Raw genomic sequence first — 21,241 nt, 5'->3', positions numbered from 1 at the left:
GGCAGAAAGTGAGATTTCGCCAATGTGGTCAATACAACCGTGGCGTGATTTCGCCAGAAATAGATGACACGATTGGGAAGGACAACCGACTCAGCCCCAGTATTTCCCGATTTAGCTTCGACAATGAATCCACCTTCCGGTTCCGATTTTGGTATAGCGGCATACGATTTATTATCAACTCAGATTCGATGATTGGTGAGTAGAACCCTTATATCGTAGGAATATCGGAGATGAGACTTCTTTCCCTATTGGTCGTGATTATACGGGTAATCACGACCACTTTGAAGTGCCCCGCCGCCGTCGGTGAAGCACGAATGCTGCAACCCCCTCACAACGGCGCTTCCCCCGGGGTAGAGCCGACAAGACCGGGCTCCGAGTTTGCTCTGACTCTCCTCAGCCGAGGTCGAGGCGATGGCGAAGAAGCGCATTCGATATAGGACTAATGACCTCAATCTATATTAAGACACAGTCCGAAGGGTGTTGTATGACCGAAGACGAATCGAACTCCGAGGGCCTGATGGAACGCCAGACCACGGGTGAAGACCGCGTGCGGATGGTTGCTCGGCAGCTGTCGGAGCCACAGACAGCCAACTGGATCGCCTCCGAAGCGGGCTGGTCACACGAACCAACTAAGCGCGTCCTCGAGCGACTCGTCGACGACGGCGTCCTCCACCGTGACGAAAGCGGTACTCACACGACGTATTACCCTGATTATCGCCGCCAAGCGATGCAGGAGGCGATGCGCCTTCGAGACAGCGGACACACTGTCGAGGAGCTTACGGACCGGCTCGCCGATATGAAGACCCAGATCCGCGACTGGGAGGACGAATTCGGCGTCGAGTTACCGAACCAGCTTCGCGGAACGCTCGCTGACGAGTCCCTTGACGGTGACGAGGAAGACCGTCGCCGTGAGATTGCCCGCGAGTGGGAGCACCTTCAGCGTCGTATCCAGATCGTTGGCTTTGCCATCCGCGAATGGGACTTCCTCGCTCCGACGACAGAGTCTGCCGAGGCCAGCAGCTAACGGATGTCGGTCCCGCATCCAGGTGGTGACCCGAACGCGAACCTCTACGCCCAATTGAAGCGGGACGTCCTCGACCGTGTCCCCCAGATCACGGCCGTCGAGTACGTTCCTGACGATATCGAGGCCAAGCAGCTACGGGCGGTTTTTGATCCAGCCCGTCTGGATCCCCCGACAGGCCCTGATTCGCCGGAACTGACCGTCAAGTGGTATCGACAGGCCCCTCACGATTGGTTCCGTATCAACTACACCGATCCGAACACGGGCTTTCACGCCGGCTGGCACCAAGACGAGGACCATCCCGATCTCGGACGGGCGCATTTCCAGTACTCTGCCGCCAATACGGAGGACCGCTGTGGGATCACATTTGAACACGAGACTCCTTCCCTGATCCTCTGGGAAATCGTCGAAGCACTCCTCGAGGATGTTCGTCTGACTTACCAGTACGCGAACGAAGAACCATGACTCCCCGAGAACGCTCCGATCAGTCACTCGCGAGTTCCTTCGAGCGCTATCTCCAGGACAAGGGGAAAGGCCGCGGTGGCGACGGCGGGAACTATCGACGAAACGCTGCACGCGAACTCGAGCGGTTCGCCGAGTGGACCGCCGGCGACCGTGGCAATGACGACTGGACTGGGATCGTCCCCGACGACGTCGACCGGGAGCCGAACTTCGACGATCTCGACGAACGCGTGTTCCGGGAGTACGCCCGGCATCTCGGTGGAGATCGGGGACTCAAGCAGAACACGGTACAAACCTATTACCGCTATATCTCTGCGTGGTGCGGGTGGTGTGTCAACGAAGGGTATCTCGAGGCCCACTACGCGCAGAGGGCGAGTGCGATGGCGCCGCTGCCGGAGGACGACGGCCGCAAGCCCGGCGACCAACAGGCCTGGACGTCTGAACAGCGCCACGCCCTCACCCGCCACGTCGACGAACGGGCCCGCGACGCCGTCGAGGCGTACACGACACTCTCACAGGATACTGACCCACTCGACAAGCAGCGAGCGCGCTACGCCGCGCTCAAAGCGGCTCGTGACCGGGCTCTGGTGTTCGTCCTCGCGTACACAGCTGTCCGCGTCGGGGAACTCCTCCGGGACCCGAACGACCCGCGCCGGCGCGGCGTCCGCTGGGAGGACATCTCCCTTGACGACGGGAGTATGGACGTCTACCGGAAGAAACAGCAGTGGGACGCCGCCAGTCTTCCCGACCCGGTGATCTCGCCGCTCCGGAGCTACCGCCAGCTGATGGATCCGCCAGCGGATCGATGGCCGGTGTTCCCGACGTTCGACCAGCGGACACTCGCGACGCACGTACGGGAGGAGCTCGCTGACCGAGGGCTACAACCGGACGTCATCGAAGAACGGCGTGATGAGTTCGCTCGCGACCTTTTACTGACACTTGAGGAAGACATTCGACCTCCCTCGATCACGACCGATGGTGCGCGGTCGATTCTCCAACGGCTCTCCGAGGAGGGGAAGGTCGACATTGACCACCCGAAACACGACTATCTCGCTCCTCACGGCGGTCGACGAGGCATGGGAGAGGTCCTCGTCAGGGCGTTCGGCTATACTGTCGCAGCCCGATATCTCGACAACTCAGAGGAGATGGTCCGCGAGCGCTATTCCCATATCGAAGCAGGAGAACTTGGAGACGTGGCCACTGAAGCTCTCGACGAGGTTGACCACATCGGGACGTGAACGCCTTCTACAATTGTTCTCGGTTGGTGCTACGAGCGACACGTACGTTGATAGTGCGTGACTACGTTATTCTCTAGCAGACCGTCTGAACGATTCCGACGCCGACCCAGTTCGTGAACGAGCCATCAATTCAGTGTACCCATGCCAGTCGATCCCGTCTGTGGGATGGAAATCCCACCCGAATCTGCCGAAGCGACTACTGAGTACGAAGGCGAGTCATTCCACTTCTGCTCGAACGACTGCCAAGCGTTGTTCGATAGCGCTCCCGAGAAGTACGTCGAGACGCCCCATCCACATCTCGTCGAGGCGAGTGGAGCCATTCTCCCTCGCTTGCCATATGGCCGGGCAAAAGGCGAGTTCGATATCGAAATCGAAGATCCCACGTCGCTCCAGGAGGGCGACAGCGTTCGCTTCTCGAAGGAGATCACGGACGACGACGTCCGAAAATTCGCCGAAGCGACCAGCGACACGAACGCCCTCCACCTCAACGACGAGTTCGCTGAGAAGACGCGGTTTGGCCACCGGATCGTCCACGGGACACTCGTCTCCGGACTCATCAGCGCCGCCCTCGCGTGTTTCCCTGGCCTCACGATCTACATCTCGCAGAATCTCGAGTTCCGACGCCCGGTCGACATCGGCGAGTCACTGACGGCTCAATGCAAGATCGTCGATGACCTCGAAGGCGACCGGTATCGGCTCACGACGCGCATCGAAAACGACGCTGACGAAATCGTCCTGGACGGGACGGCGACGGTGTTGATTGACCCTCTCCCGGAGTGACTCGTTCGTACAGCCAGGTTAAGACTATGAATCCGTTCACAGCCCCATTGAAGACTCACCGCAGATTGCTTACCCAGGGAATGGAAACCGCCGAGAAGATGCGCCTTCTTCCGAATCGGCTCGAAGATCTCGCCTCCGTTGAGGTCGGGCAGACTTCGAGTGAGGTCATCTATTCCGAGAACAAACTCAATCTCCTCCACTATGAGTCACTCACAGACGACCTGCACAACACGCCCCTCCTCGTCGTCTATGCGTTGATCAATCGTCCCTACATCCTCGATCTCCAGCCCGACAAGAGCGTCGTCCGACGGTTTCTTGAGGACGGCTTCGACGTCTATCTCATCGACTGGGGCGAACCGTCCCGACTTGACGCGTCGCTGACCCTGGGCGACTACGTGAATCGATACATCGACAATTGCGTCGACGTCGTCCGTGAACGAACTACGAATGACGCCCTCAACATCCTCGGCTACTGCATGGGCGGCACGCTGAGCACGATGTACGCGGCTCTCCATCCGGAGAAGGTTAGCAATCTTGGCCTCATGGCCACGGGGCTGTGTTTCGACAACACAGGTGGTATCCTCGAGCAGTGGGGGAGCGAGGAGTACTTCGACCCCGCAGAGATTACCGAGACCTATGGGAACGTCCCGGCGGAGTTTCTCGGGGCTGGCTTTGCCCAGATGAACCCCGTCGATAACTACCTCGGGAAATACACGATGCTGTTCGACAACCTCGATGATAAGACAGCTGTCGAGAACTTCGGCAGGATGGAACGCTGGGTGCGAGACGGGGTCGATGTCGCGGGCGAGGCCTACCGCCAGTTCATCGAAGATATCTACCAGGAAAACGCCCTCTACCGGAACGAACTCGTGCTGGATGGCGACCCCGTCGACATCGAAAATCTCACGATGCCGGTCTTACAGATCATCGGCTCGTTCGACCACCTCATCCCGCCGGACGCGAGTAAACCATTCATGGACACTATCCCAAGCGAAGACACCGACATTTACGAGTTTCCAACCGGTCACGTCGGGATGGCCGTCTCGGGCAAGGCCCACGCGGAGCTGTGGCCCCGCGTGGCGACGTGGTTTCGAGAGCGGTCGGTGACATCGACCAAAGGAACAGATACACCCGGCGGGAGCGATGTTCCAGAGGGAGCCGACCAGGAACAGTCGTTGCAGAAGCTCGACGGCGTCGGACCAGCGTACGAGGAGCGTCTTCATGACGCCGGGATTTCTACGGTGAGTCGACTCGCAGCCGCGGATCCGGCCGCGCTCGCTGAGCGACTGGGTATCAGTGGCTCACGAGTGTCGTCGTGGATCCAGCAAGCCCAACAGCTCTCCAGCTAGTTCGCTCCCCACGCTGTTTCCCGGACAGTTCCCCCAGTGACATTTAGGACGGATCCCTATGTGACGACGATGCCACCGTCGATTTCCATGTACGGGTGTCCATAGCCACAGTAGGTCAGGCAACTCAGCGTGTAATCGCCTCGTTGCGTCGCCCCTAACTGTCGAATGATGGGTCTGGTGGCATTTTGCGGAAGTGCAACCGGGTGCATCATCATTCCGCCGCCCATGTGAACCTGTCCAGAGGGCGTGATCGCGAGACTGTGGTCTGGGTACTGCTCGTTCGCTTCTTCGAGTAGCTCGTGGAAGTCGCCGTCGGCCGGGACCGGGATGCGTTCCGCATTTCGTTCTTCGAGGGCCTCGTGGTCGGGAAGGACGTCTCGAATCGACGCTGGGAGGGATTGGACGGCCTGACTCGCGAGCGTGTTGAACGATACGACACGGAGAACATCGTTCCGTTGCAGTCTGATGCGGTCCTGTTCCTCGCCGGACTCGTCGACGATGATGAAGCCCCAGTGATACGCGCCGACGTAGATCGTTCGATCGACCCCACCGCTGCTTCCCGGGAGATTGCCGACGCAGCCCGCTAGACCTGCGATGCCGGCTCCGAGCGCAGTGAGAAACTCGCGTCGCTGTACTGTCGGGGACATGATTGCAGACTACTGCGACTCCTCGCGGGTGAGTTTCGCACGCCGTTCCTCGAACTCCTCGTCGGAGAGATCGCCGCGTGCGTACGCCACTCGGAGCTCTTCGAGTGCCCTATCAGTGGTTAGCGACGACCCGACCCCACCGACGAGGCCGCGATAGAGGAGGTAGCCGATGCCGACGAGGACGACAAGCCAGACGAGCATCATCCCGACGCCCCACAGTGGCGAGAGGCCGCCGGCCGTGCCGCCGCCCCACCACCAGCCCATCATCCCCATCATTGGAGCGGCGAAAACCATCATTAACATCGGAAACAGGACGACCACTGCGAGGACGATTAGGACGATTCGGAGCAGCCCGTCGGACGTGCGCTCTGTCGACATGGGTAACCACTACTGACTTCGCCGGCTGCATTCATAAAGTTGGACGACCAGAACTGCTCCATTGGTAGTTCCTGGGCGGGGTGGCGGCCAATACGTTGCTCCGTGTCTTGCTTGGGGTGAGCGCACTCAGCAGCAGTGGGGGTCGTCAGGCGACCACTCGCAGGCGTCGCCAGCCGTCAAGTTGTTTTCGTCCACGTAGGTCGAGAGACACGCGTAGTTGCAGAAGTAGGTCGCCGACCCGCAGTCGTCGGTACAGTCGCGCACACAGATCGGGTCGTGGTCGAAGATACGCGATCCGCAGTACGCACAGGCCTCGTCGACGTCGGGAAGTTCGACGGTTGTAGACATACCTGCGCTACGGGCACGAGCTAAAAACGCATTTCGTCAGCCGACCATCCATATACGTTGCTTCCGGGCTGTCCGCGGCGGAGGCGTGAGACGGAGCGACTAGAATTCGACCGCTCCGATCATCGGCTCGCCGACACACTTCGGGCAGACATCGGTGTCGTATTCCGCCATACAGTGCCGGTGGCAGGAGATTCCGCAGTGCTCGCAGACGAACACCTCGTCGTCGCTAGCGCATTCCGAGTCACAGATGTAGCACTGAACCATGGATACTCGAACGTTGACTCGCAAACCCCATCAACGCTATGCTCGGCGCCTGATAGATATCTGATTTTCATGACGGCTACCGCCCAAGTCTATCCCTGTTTGGAGACAAAATGAATGCCAAATCGTTGGCTATCCATTGCTCTCTTCGAAATACAACCCAATCTCCGGGTTCTTCGACGGGGTCAACTTTCGATTCCTAACAACAATTCGATTGAATGAGTAGAACGTCTTTCTACGTATGGAAACGACCACGGCACCCACGGAGACGGTCGGTGAGAGTAAGACGCTCGTTCGAGGCAACGCCCTCGAGAAAACCTACGGGTCACGACTCCCGTTGGGACGGTCGACGCCCGTTCTCACCGGTGCGGATATCGAGGTCCGTGCCGGCGAGATCGTCGGCATCGTCGGCGAGAATGGGTCGGGGAAGTCGACGCTAATGAAGATCCTCGTCGGCGTCCTTGATCACGATGTGGGCACGGTTGAACGGACTGGGACCGTCGGCTGGTGTCCGCAGGAGCCCCTGCTCTACGATCGGTTGACCGTCTCAGAAACGTTCCGACTGTTCGGCGCGGGGTACGGGATGAGTCGCGAGGAGATCGACGCGGCGAAACGGCGACTGGCGGACGAACTCGACTTCGAACGGTACCTCGATTACCGAGTTGACCAGCTCAGCGGCGGGAACCGACAGAAGGTCAACCTCAGCATCGCGTTGATGCACGACCCGGACGTTCTCATGCTCGACGAACCCTACACCGGGTTCGACTGGGAGACCTACCTGCGATTCTGGGACATGGCCCAGGACCTCGCGAACGACGGCACTGCCGTCGTCATGATCTCCCACCTAATTGAGGAGCGGAGTCGACTCGATCGCGTCTTCGAGGTGCGAGACGGACTGGTTCACGACGTGACCGACGAAGAGACCGAGAGCGGACTCAGGAGCGACCCGGAGGGGGAACATGAATAGGTTCGTCGTCGGCGTTCGGGCGAACCTCCAGACGTTTGTCCGGACGCCCCTGAACGTCGTCCTTGCGCTGGTGCTCCCGCTCGTGGTCATCGAGGGGTGGGGCCAGGCGATGGCCGGACTGCCGTCAATGCCGACCGTCGAGGGGATTCCGCTCGACCTGGGACGCCTCCTCGGCGCGATCTTCGGCGTCGCCATCATCGCCGGGCTGATGGGACTGGTCCAGATGATCAGTGCCCGGGAGGCTGACCGACGGCTCGTTCAGACCGGGTACGCGCCACGAACGCTGCTCGCGACGCGGCTGGCGACTCTCGCGGGTGTCACGATCGTCGTCGCGGGGGTGAACTTCGGCGTCCTCTGGCTGACGATCGACGTCGAAGCACCCCTGTTTGTGTTCGCGTTCCTCGCGCTCGCGGGCGTCGTCTATGCTTTCCTCGGTGCGCTCGTCGGCGCAGTGCTTCCGCGACTGTTCGAGGGGTCGCTCGTCGTCGTCTTCCTCGCGATGATGGACGCGTTCCTCAGTGGCGACAGCCCGCTCGCCGCGGATGTCCCCGACTTCGTCCAGTACTTCCCGCTGTATCATCCGAAAGAACTTCTCCAGTCGGCCGTCTTCGATGGCACGTTCGCGGCGGGCGACCTCGCCTTTGTTGGCGGGTACCTTCTCGTGTTGCTCGTCCTCGTGACTGCCGTATTCGGTGCGACGATGCGCACGGCCGGGGGGTGGTCAGCGTGAACCGAACGGCCACGGCGTTCGGTATCGGGCTCCGGGAACACGCCCGCAACTACGTCCTCGTGGCGCTCCTGGTCGTCCTCCCAGTGTCGTTCATCACGCTCGCCTTCGCGGTCACCCAGGACGTCCAGATGCCGGTCCGGACGGTCGTCGACGGCGAGACGACGACCGTGATGCGGGGGATGCCCGAGGTCCACGGCGTGATCATGACACCGATCACGAGTTCGTTCATCGCCGGCCTCGCCGGTCTATTCCTAATGCGCGAGGCGAGAGACACGGACGGCCGCCTCGCTGTCGTCGGCTACCGAGCACGGCAGGTCATCGCCGCACGGTTCGGCGTCCTTGCAGTCATCACGCTTGTCGTGGTCGCTGTCTCCGTCGGGGTGATGCTCATCGACTTCCAGCCCGAACAGCTGTGGTGGTTCGTCGCCGCGATGCTCGTCCTTTCAGTTACCTACGGACTTATTGGGATGCTCGTCGGCGCCGCCTTCAACCGCCTCGCGGGCCTGTGGATTATGTTGATCCTCCCGATGATCGATATCGGGCTTTTCCAGGACCCGCTGTTCGTCCAGTCTGAACCCGAGTGGTGGATGAAACTCTTCCCGGGCTACCATCCCGTCCGCGTGATGGTCGATACCGGACTCACGACGGACCTGGACACGGCTGCGTCGCTCGGCTGGGGGGCCGGCTATCTCCTCGTCGTCGGACTCCTCGCCGTGTGGGTGTACTACCGCGGAACTCGAACGACGTGACGACGCGCTCGAACGAAGGTGGTATCCGCGGCCGGACGGATCGATCGAGGGCACCCGACGCGATTCGCTGACTTACCGAACATCGACGAGGCGTTTCACCTGTCTTCCAACCGCTCACGACGCTTCTGGAACTCTTCTTCGTCGATCTCGCCTCGTGCGTAACGGCGTTGGAGGGTTTCCATCGCGGAATCATCGCTCTCGGGAGATGCGTCACCTCGTCCTAGTGCCCAATAGAGGAGTCCGCCAGCTAAGCCGAGCATTCCGAGTGCCCCGCCGACGAACGGGACGCCGCCCCACCCGCCTCTCGAGCCACCCATCATGCCCCCTCCGCCGGGCCCCATCATGCCGCCACCGGTGCTCCCGCTTCCGTCGACGTCCGAGCCGATGGCCACGGCGCCGTTCTGGACGATCGTCTCGCTATCGGGGACCTCGCCGTCGGGGATTGAGCTCTCTTCGGCCGGGCCGCCGGGGCTGCCGACGACGATGCGGCCGACCATCCCGACCGACTTGTGCGGGATGCAGTAGTAGTCGTACGTGCCTGGCGTTTCGAACGTGTACTCGAAGCTTCCCGACGAGATGGTTCCACTGTCGAATGCGCTGGCGTCGGATGGAATCCGATTCTCGTAGGCGGTCGCCGAGTGTGCTCCGGCCGCTAGCTCGAAGCGAACGGTCGTGCCGGGTTCGACGTGGAGTCCGATCGGGTCGAAGTAGTTGTTGCCCATCTTCACGACGGGCGTCTCCTGTGCGCTCGCTGGCTGAGAGATCCCTACACCGGCGACTGCGCCGGCACCGAGTACTCCCAGGAACTGACGTCGGTTATAGTTCGTCATGTGGTTTGAATCAGTCTGTTGGTCGTTATTTTCGCACGACACCGACGAGGCGCTGGACGAATCCAGACGATTGCTGGGTCGCGCGCTCGATGGCTGACTCGAGGTCGTTCCGGTCGACGATGCCGATGAACTCGGCGGTCTGCTCTCCGTTCGCGTAGACGAGGGTCGTCGGCGTCTTTCGGACGCCGTATTCTTCGGCTGTTTCGAGGTCCGTCTGAATGTCGACCTCTTTGAATTCCACGTCCGGATACTTGTCCTCGAGGCCGTCGTTTTTCTCCCGCTGTGTTGCGCATGCTCCGCACGTCTCTTGGGTGAAGAGGATTACTTCAGTCACATTGTACACTACGGTATTGTAACTTAACCACATTACTATTCAGAATTGTAAGCTGAGAGCCCCCCATTTCTTTGATTCGAAGACACGCTCGCACAGGTGTGATAGGACGGAGCCTGAGGAACAAAATCGAGTACACGGGCTTGTGGTATCCGAATCGCGGTGTGTACTCGTTGGGTTTACCCCGACCGTTCGAGTTTCTCGCGGCGGGATTCGAACTCTTCGTCGGTGAGGTCGCCGCGGGCGTACGCCGTGCGGAGTTCTTCCATCGCGGGGTTTCGAGACGTCTGCGTTTCGCTCATGCGCCGGAAGACGAGGTAGCCACCGCCGAGGAGGATGAGGAGGAAGATAAGCGGGACGAGCATCCCGATGAACGGCCACCACCCGCCAGTACCGCCATACTGGCCCATCATCCCGCCGTACCCCATCATTCCGCCGAATCCCATCCCCATTGTGAGCAACGGGAGCAAGATGATCGCTCCGAGTATCAGGAGAACGATCGTCGTGGTGTCGAGCTGGTTCGACGAAGCCATCGAGATCAGGCCTCCGACGTGGATCCGAGTTCGTTGGTGACGGCCGAGAGAACACGCTCGAAACGCTCGTTGACCTCGGTCGCGATCGAGTCGAGCGCATCGTTGTCCGCGATACCGACCAATTGCTTTGGATCAACGGCACTCACAACGATATCGCCGTCATCGGTTTCGTAGACGATGACGTTACACGGGAGGAGTGCGCCGAGTTCGATCTCTTCGGTCAGTCCCTCGTATGCCAGCGGGGGATTACACGCACCGAGAATGCGATACTGGCGGAACTCTTCGCCGAGTTTTTCCTTGAGCGTCGCCTGGATATCGATGTCACAGAGGACGCCGAATCCTTCGTCTTTGAGCGCAGCGATTGTCTTGTCGACGACGTCGTCGAAATCGCCAGTGACTGAAGTCTGTATTGTGTATTCCATGTAATATTATACCCCGTCCACGGGGTTAACGGTTGGGTGCCGCAACGGCGGGCGTTGGAAGTGTGGTGTACCGGTTGGAACAGCAGCGGTTCCGGTCATCCGGTACGTTCGAGCTGTTTTCGCCGTCGATCGAATTCGTCATCCGAGAGCTCCCCGCGGGCGTAGCGCTCACGGAGAACCGACAGCGACTGCTTTTCGTTCCCGCCGGATCCTCGGTTGAGGAGCGCATAGACGAGGTAGAGTGGGACGGCGATGAGGAGCCCCATCCAGAGGAGTCCCCAGAGCCCCATCGCTCCGCCGAAGAGGCCCCAGCCGCCGCCCATCATGCCCCCGCCGTAGCTCCCACTACCGTGGGCGGCAGCCGTTCCAGTCGTCGCGACCAGCAGCGGGACGGCGAGGATCGCGAGTCGCCGAGCAGTGCGTCCGATGTGAGTGGTGAGTTGCGTCATTATCTTGAGTTGGTGGATCGTGGTATTCGGTTGAAGCGATCGAAACGGTCAGGGCCGTCAGCAGTGGCCCTGCCCGTACATCCCGCCGTTGTAGTCGTCGTTAGCCCCGTCGTGGTATTCCTCGTCAGCCATGTCCTGGGCCATCTCGTCGACGGTCACACCCATGTGCGACTCCATCCACTCGACAGCACCGGGACCCATGTGTTCGGTCATCTGTGCCTCCATCCAAGTGGCCCATTCATCTGCGGTGGTATTGTCCGTGGGCGCGTCGTCAGCGGCCGTTTCGTCGCCGTGTGCGCTGACCACGGGGGCGGCGAACGCGAGTCCCACGATCGCGAGGGCCACGAGCAGCCAGCGGCCGAGTGTGAAGTTGGTCATTGTCTTTCTCCTCGGTTACTCGTAGGACTGCTCGGGAGTTATCGACGTGGGTATGAATCCGCACAGGAGAACGTTCGAGAACGTGTATAGAGCGTTCTAATCGTTTCCTGAGAATAGAATCGTTCATCTCCACCGAATTCGTCCGAGGAGTGGGTTAGCACGCCCGGAACTGCTGCAACCGATGAGAGCCGAGATCGGTGATCCAACCCACTTTGGAATGTTAACCACAACTGCAGAAAGTTTCCCTCCCCAACTAGGTCGTGTAGCGACCGTCGAGCAGCAGACGATACCGCATAGCCTCGAATTAGTTCAGCTATTCCGTAGACTATGCCACTCCAAGGACTTCTCACACAGATCGAACACGCGCTCGCACCGGTTCGCCACATCATGAAACCGATTCTGTCGGACCCGCTCGTGATGGGTGTCTGGGCGCTGTTCGTCCTCGCGTCCGTCGTCACCCTCTGGTGGGACATCCGCGAGCGGAATCAGGCGCTGCCATCGCTGATGAAAGGCGTCTGGACGCTGGTCGTCCTCTACTCCGGGCCGTTCGGCCTGGCCATCTACTGGTACTCTGGCCGCAGCCAGATCAGCAACGACTCGCTGTGGCGGCGTGGCTTCCGCTCGACCGCTCACTGCTATTCGGGCTGTGGGGCCGGTGAAGTTCTCGGGTTCGCGCTCCTCGCAGGCCTGCTCGCACTCCAGAGTACGGTCCTCGTCGCTGCAGGAACGTTCGCGCTCGCGTACCTGTTCGGCTACGCCCTGACAGTCGGCCCGCTGATGCAGGAGGGCGTCGGTTTCGGCGAGGCCATGCTCGACGCCCTCTATAGCGAGACGCCAAGCATCACCATCATGGAGATCGCTGCTATCGGAACGGATCTGCTGATCGCCAGTCAGGCCCACATCTCCGATCTGCTGTTCTGGGGTGCACTCGCGTTCTCGCTATCTGTTGGGTTCGTTTTCGCGTTCCCGGTCAACGCCGTTTTGGTCCACTTCGGCGTCAAGGAAGGCATGAAGAATCCAGCCGAAATGAGACAGAGCGGCGGACAGGCACAGGCCGCCGACTAGCCTATCGTACAATAATGATTCAGCCGTCACCACCATCGATGATGAACTCGCTGTCTGTCGCTGCTCAGTTTGAATCGACTTCGGAGAGAACGACAGACCAGTGAACTATCTATACTTTGGCTTGGGCGTGAGTCTGCTCATCGTGGCCGCGATCGATCTCCTATGGACGACCCTTTGGGTTGAGGGCGGTGCGGGACCCCTTACTGCACGCCTGATGCGGAGGACGTGGAAGCTGCTACGACGCTTTGGGACCTACAGCCCCCGCATTCGGACGCTCGCCGGCCCGGTGATTCTCGCCCTCGGGCTTGGGATGTGGATCGCCCTACTCTGGGGCGGGTGGATGTTCGTCTTCGCCAGTGCCGAGAACGCTCTGAGAGACACCATCGACGCAGGCCCCATCTCCTGGGTCGAACGATTCTACTTCGTGGGATATTCGATGTTCACGATGGGGAACGGTGATTTCGCGCCCCGAGATGGCCTCTGGCAGATCCTGACTGCACTGATGACCGCCAGCGGGATGTTGCTGGTGACGCTGAGCATCACCTACGTCCTCTCCGTCCTCGACGCAGTTACGCAGAAACGCACGTTCGCGCGGAACGTAAGCGGGCTCGGACTGGACGGCGAATCGATCGTCACTACTACCTGGAACGGTGATGAGTTCGACGACGTCGCGCTCCCTCTCAACAGTATCACCACGGCGCTGAACGAACTAACGTCTAACCACAAAGCCTACCCAATCCTACACTACTTCTACACCGACGACCGCGAGGCCGCCGCCGTGTTGAGCGTCGCCAGTCTCGACGACGCTTTGACCCTCTGGCAGCGAGCGACGCCCGAGGCGAAGAGGCCCAGTGACTCGGTTCTCGAAAACGCACGGTCGAGTGTTCAGAGCTACCTCGACACGGTCAGTGTGTTCGCGACACAGTCCGACGAGCATCCACCGCTGCCCGACCTCGCCGTTCTACGCAAGGCGGGTGTCCCGACGGTGTCCGATGAGGAGTTCGATGACGTACTCGAAGAGCTGAAAGAGCGACGCCGAACCATGCATGGATTGATTCAGGCGGACGCACGCCAGTGGCCGGGAACCCGGGAGGAGTAGTACCGAGGGTTGAACACCCCACTCTCAGTCATAGTTGACACACCGATCTTCATTTCGTCGCTACACCAAGAGCATACGACGAGGTTCAATTCTAGTGGCAGCTGTTTGAGTATGAGTCCTGTGTCAAATGCAGACGTCTTCTAGTTCCCGTAATAGGCGATGAACATGAATTCGAGTACGCGAGCAAAGAGGCGTTTGTTCGACTCGAAACTCGCTACTGAGCTACTCGACGTATCTCACGACACGCGCCATGCCCGCATCGAGATGGTACAAATTGTGACAGTGGAACAACCAGCGACCGGGATTGTCCGCGTGGAAGTCAATCGTCACCTGCCCCCGATGGCCGGGGACGATGACGGTGTCTTTGATAGCGTTGCCGACCTGGAAGAAGTGGCCGTGAAGGTGCATCGGGTGAACGACCGGGCTCTGGTTGGTCATCCGAATCCGGACGTGTTCTCCGGGTCGAATATTTAGTGGATCGGCATCAGGGTAGGCCTGCCCGTCTATCGTCCACGTGTAGGACTGGCCCCCGCCGCGTGAGAGCGTCAGGTCGAACGTCCGGTCGGGACGCCCGCTCACACCGTCGAGCGAGGAGACCGCTCGTAGGTCGCCGTACTGCAATCGGTTATTCGAGGACGATGGAGACTGTGGAGTGCCCGAACCACCCGTGGACTCGTACTCGACGACGGCTCTGGCTGGTGGTTCGTTGCCGTCGAGTGCGTCCGCCTGGAGGAACCATCTCCCCGGATTCGTCGCTTCGACGACGGCGTCGTACCGCTCGCCGGCACCGAAGACGAACGAGTCTGCGTCGACGGGTTCGACGGGTTGGCCATCGGCATGGGTCACCGTCATCTCGTGGCCGGCGATCCGCACCCCGAAGACCGTCGCACTGGAAGCGTTCACGAACCGGAAGCGAATTCGCTCGCCCTCAGCTACGTCGAACATCTGGGGGTTCTCAGGAAGGCGACCGTTGATTAGGAGTCCCTCGTATGGCGGCCGAACGTCGCCCATCATCCTGCCTCCCCCACCCATCCCTCTGTCCGACGGGAGGCGTGGCTCTCCGGGGAGGTAATCGTCGACGACGACGACGTACTCGCGGTCGTACTCGACGTGTGGGTCGGGTTCTTCGACGATCAGTGGGCCGAGCAATCCCCGGTCGAGCTGGAGCCCGACGTGGCTGTGGTAGAAGTACGTCCCGGCGGGTTCGGCACGGAACGTGTAGGTGAACGTCTCACCGGACGCGATCGGGTCTTGGGTCACGTTCGGCACGCCATCGACCGGATTCGGAACCGGAATACCGTGCCAGTGAATCGTGGTTTCCTCTCGGAGGTCGTTGGTCAGTTCGACACTGAGCACGTCACCCTCCTGAACGCGCAGCTCCGGTCCCGGGAATTGCTCGTTGTACGTCCAGTTGGTCGTCGACGTCTCGGCTCGGGGGACGGTCGAATGGTTCCGGACGCCGCGGTGAGGCTGACGGACGTATCTGGCTCGTCAGTGACGGTCGAGCGTGGCGTCACCTCACGACCACCGTCATCGTCGGTGCCCGGGAGCTGACCGGCGCAGCCCGCGAACGCTCCGAGAGTAGATGCGCCTGTCAACTGGAGAAGCCTGCGGCGGGAGAATCCTCTGGAGGTCATTTCCCTTATTTTCGTGGTCGACGAGTATAGGCCTCGCGCTGAAGGAGGGTCATATGGCCATCGCTCAGTTTGATTTCAACACCTACGACGCCGGTGAATGGTTCTGAATCGTCGGAGATTCCCTGCTAGTTCATTTGTTTCTCTTGTAGGTCGTCACTCGGATAGATGCGATACGTCCGCCCTTGGCGCTCGCGGTACAGCAAGCCGCGCCTCTCAAGGGTACTAACCGTCTGGCTCACCTTGCTCTTCGAGAAGTCCGAGCGGTCCCGCAGTTCGATCTGTGTGATGCCGGGCGAGGAGAGAACCGGCTTGAGGATACGGCGTTCGTCTTCCGGTAGGAGGTCTAACACGCGAGCCTGTGGCTGGGACTCCGGATTGATAGCTTCATTCGGCTGGATCTCTGGTGATTTGGCGCTCTCACGAGCGGTTGCGCTCTCCACCTCGTCCTGTGAGTGATCGGGTACATCTGTGCCGGTGAGGTCGTCCCGAACCACGAGATACCCCCCGCCGATGACAGCCGAGACGAGGAGGGTTCCGAGGACGTACCAGAGCGGGTTCGTTCCGTGAACCGCCCCCATCGACATTCCCATCATCGATCCCATCTCCTCGAATGCTTGCCGTTGCTGGTACGCATCCCAGCTGAGCGCACCGCCGATGATGAGAACGGCAGCGACGAGGAAACCGACCACCGTATCGGCTCGCCGTCGATTCATCCCTCCCACCTCGATCTAGCGTGATACTCGTTCATGCCCGAGAGTTGGTGAGACTTCGCTGTACCAGTTGTGATTGACCGAGGCTAGTCTCGGGGCTGCTTGATTTCGGAACGATGTATCGAGACATGACGGTCAGTGGTGTTCATGACTCTGGGACGTCCCCGTTCCAGAGGGCTGTGGGTGTTGCTGTGCGAATTCGGATGGGTGCTTCTCGAACGACCGCTTGCATCGCTTCGAGCAGAAGTAGTACGTCTCGTCGTCGTGGGTGAGACTCGGCCCGCTATCGTCGGTCCGCATCCCACAGACGGGGTCCCGGTATTGGCCGGGAGCACCCAATCCTCGACGATAGACGTAGAGGAGGAACCCGGAGAGCGCGAACGCGATGATGTTGAGGTAGAACGTGTAGTTGAGTTCGAAGTACGTCTGTTCGGACGCGGTCTGGCCGCCGGTGAGATTCGGAACGATGCCGAGGGCGTTGAACAGTTCTTCCATGAGAAAGCCCGTGAAGGCCATCGTCACGAAGAATACGCCGAGAATGTACAGCATCACTTTCCAGCCGTAGTACTTCCGGTAGACGTTCAGAACGGGAATCGTGATGAGGTCGGCGTAGACGAACGCGATGANGCCGGCGAAGCTGACGCCNCCGCCCCACAGCGCGACGGCGAACGGGACGTTCCCCATACTCCCGACGAAGCTGAGCACGGCGATTGTGACACCCATAATCGCGTTCTCGGCGCTGACGAGCAATCCCTCACCCTGCAGGAAGAGCGAGTTCCACACCCACTGTGGCACGAACACGATGACGAACCCCGAAATCAGAAAGCCGGCGATGATGTCTTTCCAGATCATCGACCACTCCTTGCGGTACTGATTCCCGACCTTGTACCACCCACCCCACGAGAAGAGTTCGTCGCGCCACCCGCCACTACTGGCAGCCTCTTGCTCGTAGGTCTCCATACAACCCTTCGAGCAGAACTTCAGCGTCTCGCCCCCGTCGGTCGTAAGCGAGTACTCGTTTTTCCCTTCCATCCCGCAGGTCGGATCCTCGGTGATTCCCCCCTCGTCGTCTCGCTGGTTCAGTTCCTGGCGAACTTGATCGAAGAGATTCTCGGGGAGCGTCAGATGAACGAGCAGTGCCATCACCGCGATGAGGATGACGCCACCGAGGAGTTCTGCGACGAGGAACTCCCACCCGAGGAGAATCAGAATCATCAGACCCAACTCCACGATGAGGTTCGTCGACGCGAACATGAACGCGAGGAAGTTCACTGTATGCGCTCCCTTCTTGAACAATCCTTTCCCGATGGCGACGGCCCCGAAGCTACACCCACTACTCGCAGCGCCGAACAGTGTCGCCTTTGTGAGTCCACTCAGGTTCCCCTCTCCGAGAACGTTGGCCATCCGCTCTTTCGAGACGTAGACCTGGACGAGACTCGTGATGGCGAGCCCCATAATAATCGCCCACGCGGCTGTCCAGAGAAATCCAATACCGATCCGTAGCGATTCGAGAATCCCCTCGACGAGCGCGGCCTGCATATGTACACCATCGCAGGCATCGTCTTTGTCGATTGCGCTTACAAATCAAAAACAGGGGGCGTCACTTACCCATAGAATCAAAATCGTGAGCTGGCTTCGACTGGGTTCGCCGCATCGCACGGGGACAAACGACTGCGAGGGGAGCGTATGCGGTTCACTGTTCGGGTCTAATACTGTCTGAAACCGCTGCCCCCACGAACTCCGGGTTACTCAGAGCGAGCGTGCATACGGGAATACATACCCATCAGATTGAGCAGACCAGCAATCGGGAGTGATGGCCATACTCATTGGTCGGTTTCGATTCGAAGATTTCTCGCCCTGATATCCGCCCCTTAATAAGCACAATTGTAATAAATTATGAATGAATCATTCTAGCTGCACTATGGCAACGACAGAAACCCTCGAAACGGAAATCTGGGGCCGTCCCGTCACGTTCGACTACTCCGAGCACTGGGTCGGATACTCACTGTTCCTCCTTCGCATCGTGATGGGGTGGACGCTCTTTCAGGGCGGCGTCACGAAGCTCGTCACGTATCTGGACGCCAACCCGGAGAACAACTGGACTGCCGCTGGTTTCCTGATGAACGCCGTCCCGGAAGGTAATCCGCTGATGGGATTCTGGGGGAGTATGGCTGGGAACCCACTCATCGACCAGCTCAATATGTGGGGGCTCACGTTGACCGGACTCGCACTTATCTTGGGTGCGTTCGTCCGTTGGAGCGCCTTCTGGGGTGCGGTGATGATGCTGTTCTACTGGCTCGCGTCGCTGACCGGCGGGCTTCTGGCAGGGCTTCCTGTCGCCCACGGGTGGGTCGTCGACGACCACATCGTGTACGCCGTCCTCCTGTTCGGGCTGGGCGCGTTCGGTGCTGGGCGGATTCTCGGGCTGGATGCCTATCTCGAAGACCTTGAGATCGTGCAGTCCAATCCGTGGCTCCGGTACTTGCTCGGGTGATTCGAAAGGAAGCCTCGAAAACGTCCTCCTGTACCGTTTTCGTATGTCGACGAAACGTCGGTGGTCCCCTTCGACGGGCGTTTGCTTTCGAATCGTAACGACAATCGCATTGAACCATGCCGACGTATTACTAGACATGAGCACGACTACCAGCAACACCGCAAACCGTACTGACCAAGCTGAGGATGCAGTCCGAGAACTGAACGCGATTGCACTCGGGGCATCCGGAGCGATCGTCGCAGCAGCCGTGATGCTACTGCTCGGTGTCTTCGGTGCTGTCGGAGTGTACGAGGGTGCGGTAGCGATGATGGAACAGTGGCACCTGTTCTTCGAACCGACCGTCGTCGGAACGGTGGCGGGCATGGTCGAGGCAACTGTCATTAGCTTCGTTCTCGTGTACGCCTTCGCGTGGTTGTACAACGCGCTCGCACGGTGAGCGAAGGAAAAATGAGAGCGTGGAGAGACCACCATGTATGTCACTGACAAAGCCGAAATCGTCATCGACGCATCGCCCGAGGAGATCTGGGACTACGTAACTGACCCCGTCCACTGGACGGCATCGAACCCCGAGGAACACTACGGACTCGAATACGACACACCCGATAATCGCCCACAAGAGGGGGCGACATTCCACCAGGCGGAAGAAGTCGCTGGGATGTACGCCGATCTGCACGGCCGATTTCAGTACATCGATCATCCACACGTGGCGGTCTGGACTGGGACAGCGTACTATCCACTCCTTCGTGGACTTGTCACCGTTCGAATCCCCGAAGGTGGTACGATTCGGCTCGAAGAGACTGAGGATGGAACCCGGATGTCACACGCCGTCTGGATGGACTTCCCGAATAACCGCCGGGGCCGGTTGCTAAAGCGGCTCTTTACCACCGTTCTTGACGGGAAGGCCAAGCTCTACGACCACACCAACAAGGAGCTCGTCTTCTTCAAGGAACGCATCGAGTCGACAGCCCATAAGCCCCCAAAACCGACGGACGAGAGTCCGTAGCAACATCAACGCACTCATCCAACCATGTATACCGACATCCTCATCCCGACTGATGGCAGCGATAACGTCGAGCCCGCAATCCAATACGGACTTGAGCTCGCTCGCCGATACGACGCAACTGTCCACGCGCTCCACGTCGTCGACAGTTCGCCCATCGAGCGAAAGCTGGAACTGACTGCGCTGGAAACCGACCTGGAGACACTCCCAGACACGTGGTATGAGGCTGGCGATGCCGCCACCAAGCAGATCGAAACTCGAGCTGCAGAACATGGTCTCGACGCAGTAACTGAGGTTCGCCGTGGCATTCCAGCGCGTGAAATTCGTTCCTACATCACCGATACCGGGATCGACCTCGTCTGTATGGGAACCCGAGGACACACCGGTCTCGACCGAGTCCTGCTCGGCAGTGTAACGACCCGACTCGTCCGTACTGTCGATATCCCCGTGCTCAGTGTCAAAGCAAAACAGGCGCTATCAGAACCCGGAATGCGGGGAGGCTTTGAGACTATCCTCGTCCCGACTGACGGGAGTAAGCCCGCACGAGAGGCAGTCACGCACGCTCTTGATTTGGCTCGGACGTACGATGCGACACTTCATGCCCTCTACGTTGTGGATAGAGGTGCCTACGCGTCTCGTCCGGGATGGACGTGGGACGAACTGCAGCAAGTACTGGAGCAAAACGGAGAGACTGTCCTCGAAGATGTCCAGTCCCGGGCAACTGCCGACGGTGTTTCAGTCGCTGCTGAGATCACCCACGGTGTTCCTCATCAGGCAATCGGAGATTACTGCGATCAACACGGAATCGACCTCGTCGTGATGGGAACACACGGACGGTCCAGCCTTTCACGACGGATCATCGGAAGTGTGACCGAACGGGTTCTTCGGAACTCGGACGAGCCAGTATTGACCATTCGAGGAGTATAGCCGTGGCTCGAGCTACCGGCGAAGCGAGATGAGAAGAACCACGAATCCGAGACCGATGGCGACCGATTCGATGATGTGGACAAGGGCGAGATCAAGCCCCCCGAACTCGAACAGTACTCCTTCGATGAACACACCGAGGGTAATAATTCCAAAGCCAACTGCAGCGTTTCTCATATAGTACGTCCCTGTTCGTCGATACGCCTCGAAACTGTAGTACGTGATCAGAATACCGAGGGCAAGGACAGCCAGGCGGACGGCCACGAGAACGGCTGTTGTCGTATCCACCATTAGTCAGTCCTCCAGTTTCTGCGGGTCACGTCCGTATAGAGCGTAGAGGATCGTGAGCATACCAATCGCGACGATGGTTGTTGCCACCGTTCCCGCATTATGTAAGGTCAGGCCAACCACGTCGAACAAGATTCCTTCGACGTGGTTG

Annotated in this window: 27 protein-coding genes and 1 pseudogene; 15 read left to right on the top strand and 13 right to left on the bottom strand. The window is 59.7% G+C overall.

The genetic code is table 11. The features are described 5' to 3' along the window. The 6 genes from EGH24_RS15535 to phaC form a co-directional block, all read left to right on the top strand. Window positions 1-203, top strand: a 203-nt coding sequence (locus EGH24_RS15535) for a hypothetical protein (RefSeq protein WP_221886764.1), incomplete at its 5' end; no start/stop codon positions are given. Between the two features lie 239 nt (window positions 204-442). After that, window positions 443-1,024: a DUF7342 family protein gene (locus tag EGH24_RS14495; protein WP_142980819.1), complete on the top strand. Its 582-nt coding sequence runs from the start codon at window positions 443-445 to the stop codon at window positions 1,022-1,024. 3 nt (window positions 1,025-1,027) lie between these two features. Further along, window positions 1,028-1,486 (top strand): hypothetical protein, encoded by a 459-nt coding sequence (locus EGH24_RS14490; RefSeq protein ID WP_142980818.1) that lies wholly within the window; start codon window positions 1,028-1,030, stop codon window positions 1,484-1,486. Continuing rightward, the gene (locus EGH24_RS14485; RefSeq protein WP_142980817.1) at window positions 1,483-2,721 is read left to right on the top strand and encodes a tyrosine-type recombinase/integrase; all 1,239 of its coding nucleotides are present in this window, start codon (window positions 1,483-1,485) and stop codon (window positions 2,719-2,721) included. The genes EGH24_RS14490 and EGH24_RS14485 overlap by 4 nt, the downstream gene beginning before the upstream one ends. A gap of 141 nt (window positions 2,722-2,862) precedes the next feature. Then, a complete protein-coding gene (locus EGH24_RS14480; protein WP_246058032.1) occupies window positions 2,863-3,501 on the top strand; it encodes a MaoC/PaaZ C-terminal domain-containing protein in 639 nt (212 codons plus the stop codon). A 26-nt stretch (window positions 3,502-3,527) separates the two neighbouring features. Beyond that, window positions 3,528-4,850: a class III poly(R)-hydroxyalkanoic acid synthase subunit PhaC gene (gene phaC / locus EGH24_RS14475; RefSeq protein ID WP_142980816.1), complete on the top strand. Its 1,323-nt coding sequence runs from the start codon at window positions 3,528-3,530 to the stop codon at window positions 4,848-4,850. Between the two features lie 56 nt (window positions 4,851-4,906). Here phaC and EGH24_RS14470 read toward each other — a convergent pair whose 3' ends face one another. The 3 genes from EGH24_RS14470 to EGH24_RS14460 all read right to left on the bottom strand — a co-directional run bounded on the left by EGH24_RS14470 (window position 4,907) and on the right by EGH24_RS14460 (window position 6,223). After that, window positions 4,907-5,497: a hypothetical protein gene (locus EGH24_RS14470; protein WP_119712873.1), complete on the bottom strand. Its 591-nt coding sequence runs from the start codon at window positions 5,495-5,497 to the stop codon at window positions 4,907-4,909. A gap of 9 nt (window positions 5,498-5,506) precedes the next feature. Then, window positions 5,507-5,875 carry an SHOCT domain-containing protein gene (locus EGH24_RS14465; RefSeq protein WP_119712874.1) on the bottom strand — a complete coding sequence of 123 codons (369 nt, stop codon included), beginning with the start codon at window positions 5,873-5,875 and terminating at the stop codon, window positions 5,507-5,509. A gap of 126 nt (window positions 5,876-6,001) precedes the next feature. Continuing rightward, window positions 6,002-6,223 carry a hypothetical protein gene (locus tag EGH24_RS14460; RefSeq protein ID WP_119712875.1) on the bottom strand — a complete coding sequence of 74 codons (222 nt, stop codon included), beginning with the start codon at window positions 6,221-6,223 and terminating at the stop codon, window positions 6,002-6,004. Between the two features lie 502 nt (window positions 6,224-6,725). Here EGH24_RS14460 and EGH24_RS14455 point away from each other — a divergent pair. The 3 genes from EGH24_RS14455 to EGH24_RS14445 are packed head-to-tail and all read left to right on the top strand — an operon-like array spanning window position 6,726 to window position 8,930. After that, a complete protein-coding gene (locus EGH24_RS14455; RefSeq protein ID WP_142980815.1) occupies window positions 6,726-7,451 on the top strand; it encodes an ABC transporter ATP-binding protein in 726 nt (241 codons plus the stop codon). Beyond that, window positions 7,444-8,181 (top strand): ABC transporter permease, encoded by a 738-nt coding sequence (locus EGH24_RS14450; RefSeq protein ID WP_142980814.1) that lies wholly within the window; start codon window positions 7,444-7,446, stop codon window positions 8,179-8,181. Before EGH24_RS14455 ends, EGH24_RS14450 begins: the two co-directional genes overlap by 8 nt. Then, a complete protein-coding gene (locus tag EGH24_RS14445; RefSeq protein ID WP_142980813.1) occupies window positions 8,178-8,930 on the top strand; it encodes an ABC transporter permease in 753 nt (250 codons plus the stop codon). The genes EGH24_RS14450 and EGH24_RS14445 overlap by 4 nt, the downstream gene beginning before the upstream one ends. A gap of 95 nt (window positions 8,931-9,025) precedes the next feature. Here EGH24_RS14445 and EGH24_RS14440 read toward each other — a convergent pair whose 3' ends face one another. The 6 genes from EGH24_RS14440 to EGH24_RS14415 all read right to left on the bottom strand — a co-directional run bounded on the left by EGH24_RS14440 (window position 9,026) and on the right by EGH24_RS14415 (window position 11,873). Beyond that, entirely contained in the window at window positions 9,026-9,760 is a 735-nt protein-coding gene (locus tag EGH24_RS14440; protein WP_142980812.1) for a plastocyanin/azurin family copper-binding protein, read from the bottom strand. 25 nt (window positions 9,761-9,785) lie between these two features. After that, window positions 9,786-10,094: a thioredoxin family protein gene (locus EGH24_RS14435; protein ID WP_142980811.1), complete on the bottom strand. Its 309-nt coding sequence runs from the start codon at window positions 10,092-10,094 to the stop codon at window positions 9,786-9,788. A gap of 176 nt (window positions 10,095-10,270) precedes the next feature. Next, a complete protein-coding gene (locus EGH24_RS14430; RefSeq protein ID WP_142980810.1) occupies window positions 10,271-10,624 on the bottom strand; it encodes an SHOCT domain-containing protein in 354 nt (117 codons plus the stop codon). Between the two features lie 5 nt (window positions 10,625-10,629). Further along, window positions 10,630-11,046: a DUF302 domain-containing protein gene (locus EGH24_RS14425; protein WP_142980809.1), complete on the bottom strand. Its 417-nt coding sequence runs from the start codon at window positions 11,044-11,046 to the stop codon at window positions 10,630-10,632. Between the two features lie 95 nt (window positions 11,047-11,141). Continuing rightward, entirely contained in the window at window positions 11,142-11,495 is a 354-nt protein-coding gene (locus tag EGH24_RS14420; protein WP_142980808.1) for an SHOCT domain-containing protein, read from the bottom strand. 57 nt (window positions 11,496-11,552) lie between these two features. After that, complete coding sequence (locus tag EGH24_RS14415; protein ID WP_142980807.1) at window positions 11,553-11,873, bottom strand: hypothetical protein; 321 nt, start codon at window positions 11,871-11,873, stop codon at window positions 11,553-11,555. Between the two features lie 327 nt (window positions 11,874-12,200). Between EGH24_RS14415 and EGH24_RS14410 the strand changes: the two genes are divergently transcribed. Then, on the top strand, window positions 12,201-12,938 hold the full coding sequence (locus EGH24_RS14410; protein ID WP_142980806.1) for a DUF4396 domain-containing protein: 738 nt from the start codon (window positions 12,201-12,203) through the stop codon (window positions 12,936-12,938). 100 nt (window positions 12,939-13,038) lie between these two features. Next, window positions 13,039-14,037 carry a potassium channel family protein gene (locus tag EGH24_RS14405; protein ID WP_142980805.1) on the top strand — a complete coding sequence of 333 codons (999 nt, stop codon included), beginning with the start codon at window positions 13,039-13,041 and terminating at the stop codon, window positions 14,035-14,037. 222 nt (window positions 14,038-14,259) lie between these two features. Here the strand turns inward: EGH24_RS14405 and EGH24_RS15920 are convergent. The 3 genes and pseudogenes from EGH24_RS15920 to EGH24_RS14390 all read right to left on the bottom strand — a co-directional run bounded on the left by EGH24_RS15920 (window position 14,260) and on the right by EGH24_RS14390 (window position 17,923). Further along, window positions 14,260-15,674 (bottom strand): annotated as a pseudogene (locus EGH24_RS15920) (multicopper oxidase family protein). Window positions 15,675-15,799: 125 nt separating this feature from the next. Further along, window positions 15,800-16,387, bottom strand: coding sequence for a helix-turn-helix transcriptional regulator (locus EGH24_RS14395; RefSeq protein WP_142980804.1), 588 nt, complete (start codon window positions 16,385-16,387; stop codon window positions 15,800-15,802). 132 nt (window positions 16,388-16,519) lie between these two features. Beyond that, the gene (locus tag EGH24_RS14390; RefSeq protein ID WP_142980803.1) at window positions 16,520-17,923 is read right to left on the bottom strand and encodes a permease; all 1,404 of its coding nucleotides are present in this window, start codon (window positions 17,921-17,923) and stop codon (window positions 16,520-16,522) included. Between the two features lie 382 nt (window positions 17,924-18,305). Between EGH24_RS14390 and EGH24_RS14385 the strand changes: the two genes are divergently transcribed. The 4 genes from EGH24_RS14385 to EGH24_RS14370 all read left to right on the top strand — a co-directional run bounded on the left by EGH24_RS14385 (window position 18,306) and on the right by EGH24_RS14370 (window position 20,805). After that, the gene (locus EGH24_RS14385) at window positions 18,306-18,878 is read left to right on the top strand and encodes a DoxX family protein (RefSeq protein WP_103428182.1); all 573 of its coding nucleotides are present in this window, start codon (window positions 18,306-18,308) and stop codon (window positions 18,876-18,878) included. Window positions 18,879-19,014: 136 nt separating this feature from the next. Continuing rightward, the gene (locus tag EGH24_RS15690) at window positions 19,015-19,314 is read left to right on the top strand and encodes a hypothetical protein (RefSeq protein ID WP_246058030.1); all 300 of its coding nucleotides are present in this window, start codon (window positions 19,015-19,017) and stop codon (window positions 19,312-19,314) included. A gap of 33 nt (window positions 19,315-19,347) precedes the next feature. Then, window positions 19,348-19,881, top strand: coding sequence for an SRPBCC family protein (locus EGH24_RS14375; RefSeq protein WP_142980802.1), 534 nt, complete (start codon window positions 19,348-19,350; stop codon window positions 19,879-19,881). Between the two features lie 24 nt (window positions 19,882-19,905). Beyond that, window positions 19,906-20,805 carry a universal stress protein gene (locus EGH24_RS14370; protein WP_115819529.1) on the top strand — a complete coding sequence of 300 codons (900 nt, stop codon included), beginning with the start codon at window positions 19,906-19,908 and terminating at the stop codon, window positions 20,803-20,805. 12 nt (window positions 20,806-20,817) lie between these two features. Here EGH24_RS14370 and EGH24_RS14365 read toward each other — a convergent pair whose 3' ends face one another. After that, window positions 20,818-21,093, bottom strand: coding sequence for a DUF7521 family protein (locus tag EGH24_RS14365; protein ID WP_115819528.1), 276 nt, complete (start codon window positions 21,091-21,093; stop codon window positions 20,818-20,820). Between the last annotated feature and the right edge of the window lie 148 nt (window positions 21,094-21,241).

This window comes from Halonotius terrestris, assembly GCF_006861665.1.
Lineage (GTDB): Archaea > Halobacteriota > Halobacteria > Halobacteriales > Haloferacaceae > Halonotius > Halonotius terrestris.
This window is presented reverse-complemented; position numbering and strand designations above follow the sequence as displayed.

Coding starts and splice junctions, on each gene's coding strand:
- EGH24_RS14495 (WP_142980819.1), top strand. CDS start 443: ATGACCTCAATCTATATTAAGACACAGTCCGAAGGGTGTTGTATGACC.
- EGH24_RS14490 (WP_142980818.1), top strand. CDS start 1,028: ATGTCGGTCCCGCATCCAGGTGGTGACCCGAACGCGAACCTCTACGCC.
- EGH24_RS14485 (WP_142980817.1), top strand. CDS start 1,483: ATGACTCCCCGAGAACGCTCCGATCAGTCACTCGCGAGTTCCTTCGAG.
- EGH24_RS14480 (WP_246058032.1), top strand. CDS start 2,863: ATGCCAGTCGATCCCGTCTGTGGGATGGAAATCCCACCCGAATCTGCC.
- phaC (WP_142980816.1), top strand. CDS start 3,528: ATGAATCCGTTCACAGCCCCATTGAAGACTCACCGCAGATTGCTTACC.
- EGH24_RS14470 (WP_119712873.1), bottom strand. CDS start 5,497: ATGTCCCCGACAGTACAGCGACGCGAGTTTCTCACTGCGCTCGGAGCC.
- EGH24_RS14465 (WP_119712874.1), bottom strand. CDS start 5,875: ATGTCGACAGAGCGCACGTCCGACGGGCTGCTCCGAATCGTCCTAATC.
- EGH24_RS14460 (WP_119712875.1), bottom strand. CDS start 6,223: ATGTCTACAACCGTCGAACTTCCCGACGTCGACGAGGCCTGTGCGTAC.
- EGH24_RS14455 (WP_142980815.1), top strand. CDS start 6,726: ATGGAAACGACCACGGCACCCACGGAGACGGTCGGTGAGAGTAAGACG.
- EGH24_RS14450 (WP_142980814.1), top strand. CDS start 7,444: ATGAATAGGTTCGTCGTCGGCGTTCGGGCGAACCTCCAGACGTTTGTC.
- EGH24_RS14440 (WP_142980812.1), bottom strand. CDS start 9,760: ATGACGAACTATAACCGACGTCAGTTCCTGGGAGTACTCGGTGCCGGC.
- EGH24_RS14430 (WP_142980810.1), bottom strand. CDS start 10,624: ATGGCTTCGTCGAACCAGCTCGACACCACGACGATCGTTCTCCTGATA.
- EGH24_RS14425 (WP_142980809.1), bottom strand. CDS start 11,046: ATGGAATACACAATACAGACTTCAGTCACTGGCGATTTCGACGACGTC.
- EGH24_RS14420 (WP_142980808.1), bottom strand. CDS start 11,495: ATGACGCAACTCACCACTCACATCGGACGCACTGCTCGGCGACTCGCG.
- EGH24_RS14415 (WP_142980807.1), bottom strand. CDS start 11,873: ATGACCAACTTCACACTCGGCCGCTGGCTGCTCGTGGCCCTCGCGATC.
- EGH24_RS14410 (WP_142980806.1), top strand. CDS start 12,201: ATGCCACTCCAAGGACTTCTCACACAGATCGAACACGCGCTCGCACCG.
- EGH24_RS14395 (WP_142980804.1), bottom strand. CDS start 16,387: ATGAATCGACGGCGAGCCGATACGGTGGTCGGTTTCCTCGTCGCTGCC.
- EGH24_RS14385 (WP_103428182.1), top strand. CDS start 18,306: ATGGCAACGACAGAAACCCTCGAAACGGAAATCTGGGGCCGTCCCGTC.
- EGH24_RS15690 (WP_246058030.1), top strand. CDS start 19,015: ATGAGCACGACTACCAGCAACACCGCAAACCGTACTGACCAAGCTGAG.
- EGH24_RS14375 (WP_142980802.1), top strand. CDS start 19,348: ATGTATGTCACTGACAAAGCCGAAATCGTCATCGACGCATCGCCCGAG.
- EGH24_RS14370 (WP_115819529.1), top strand. CDS start 19,906: ATGTATACCGACATCCTCATCCCGACTGATGGCAGCGATAACGTCGAG.
- EGH24_RS14365 (WP_115819528.1), bottom strand. CDS start 21,093: ATGGTGGATACGACAACAGCCGTTCTCGTGGCCGTCCGCCTGGCTGTC.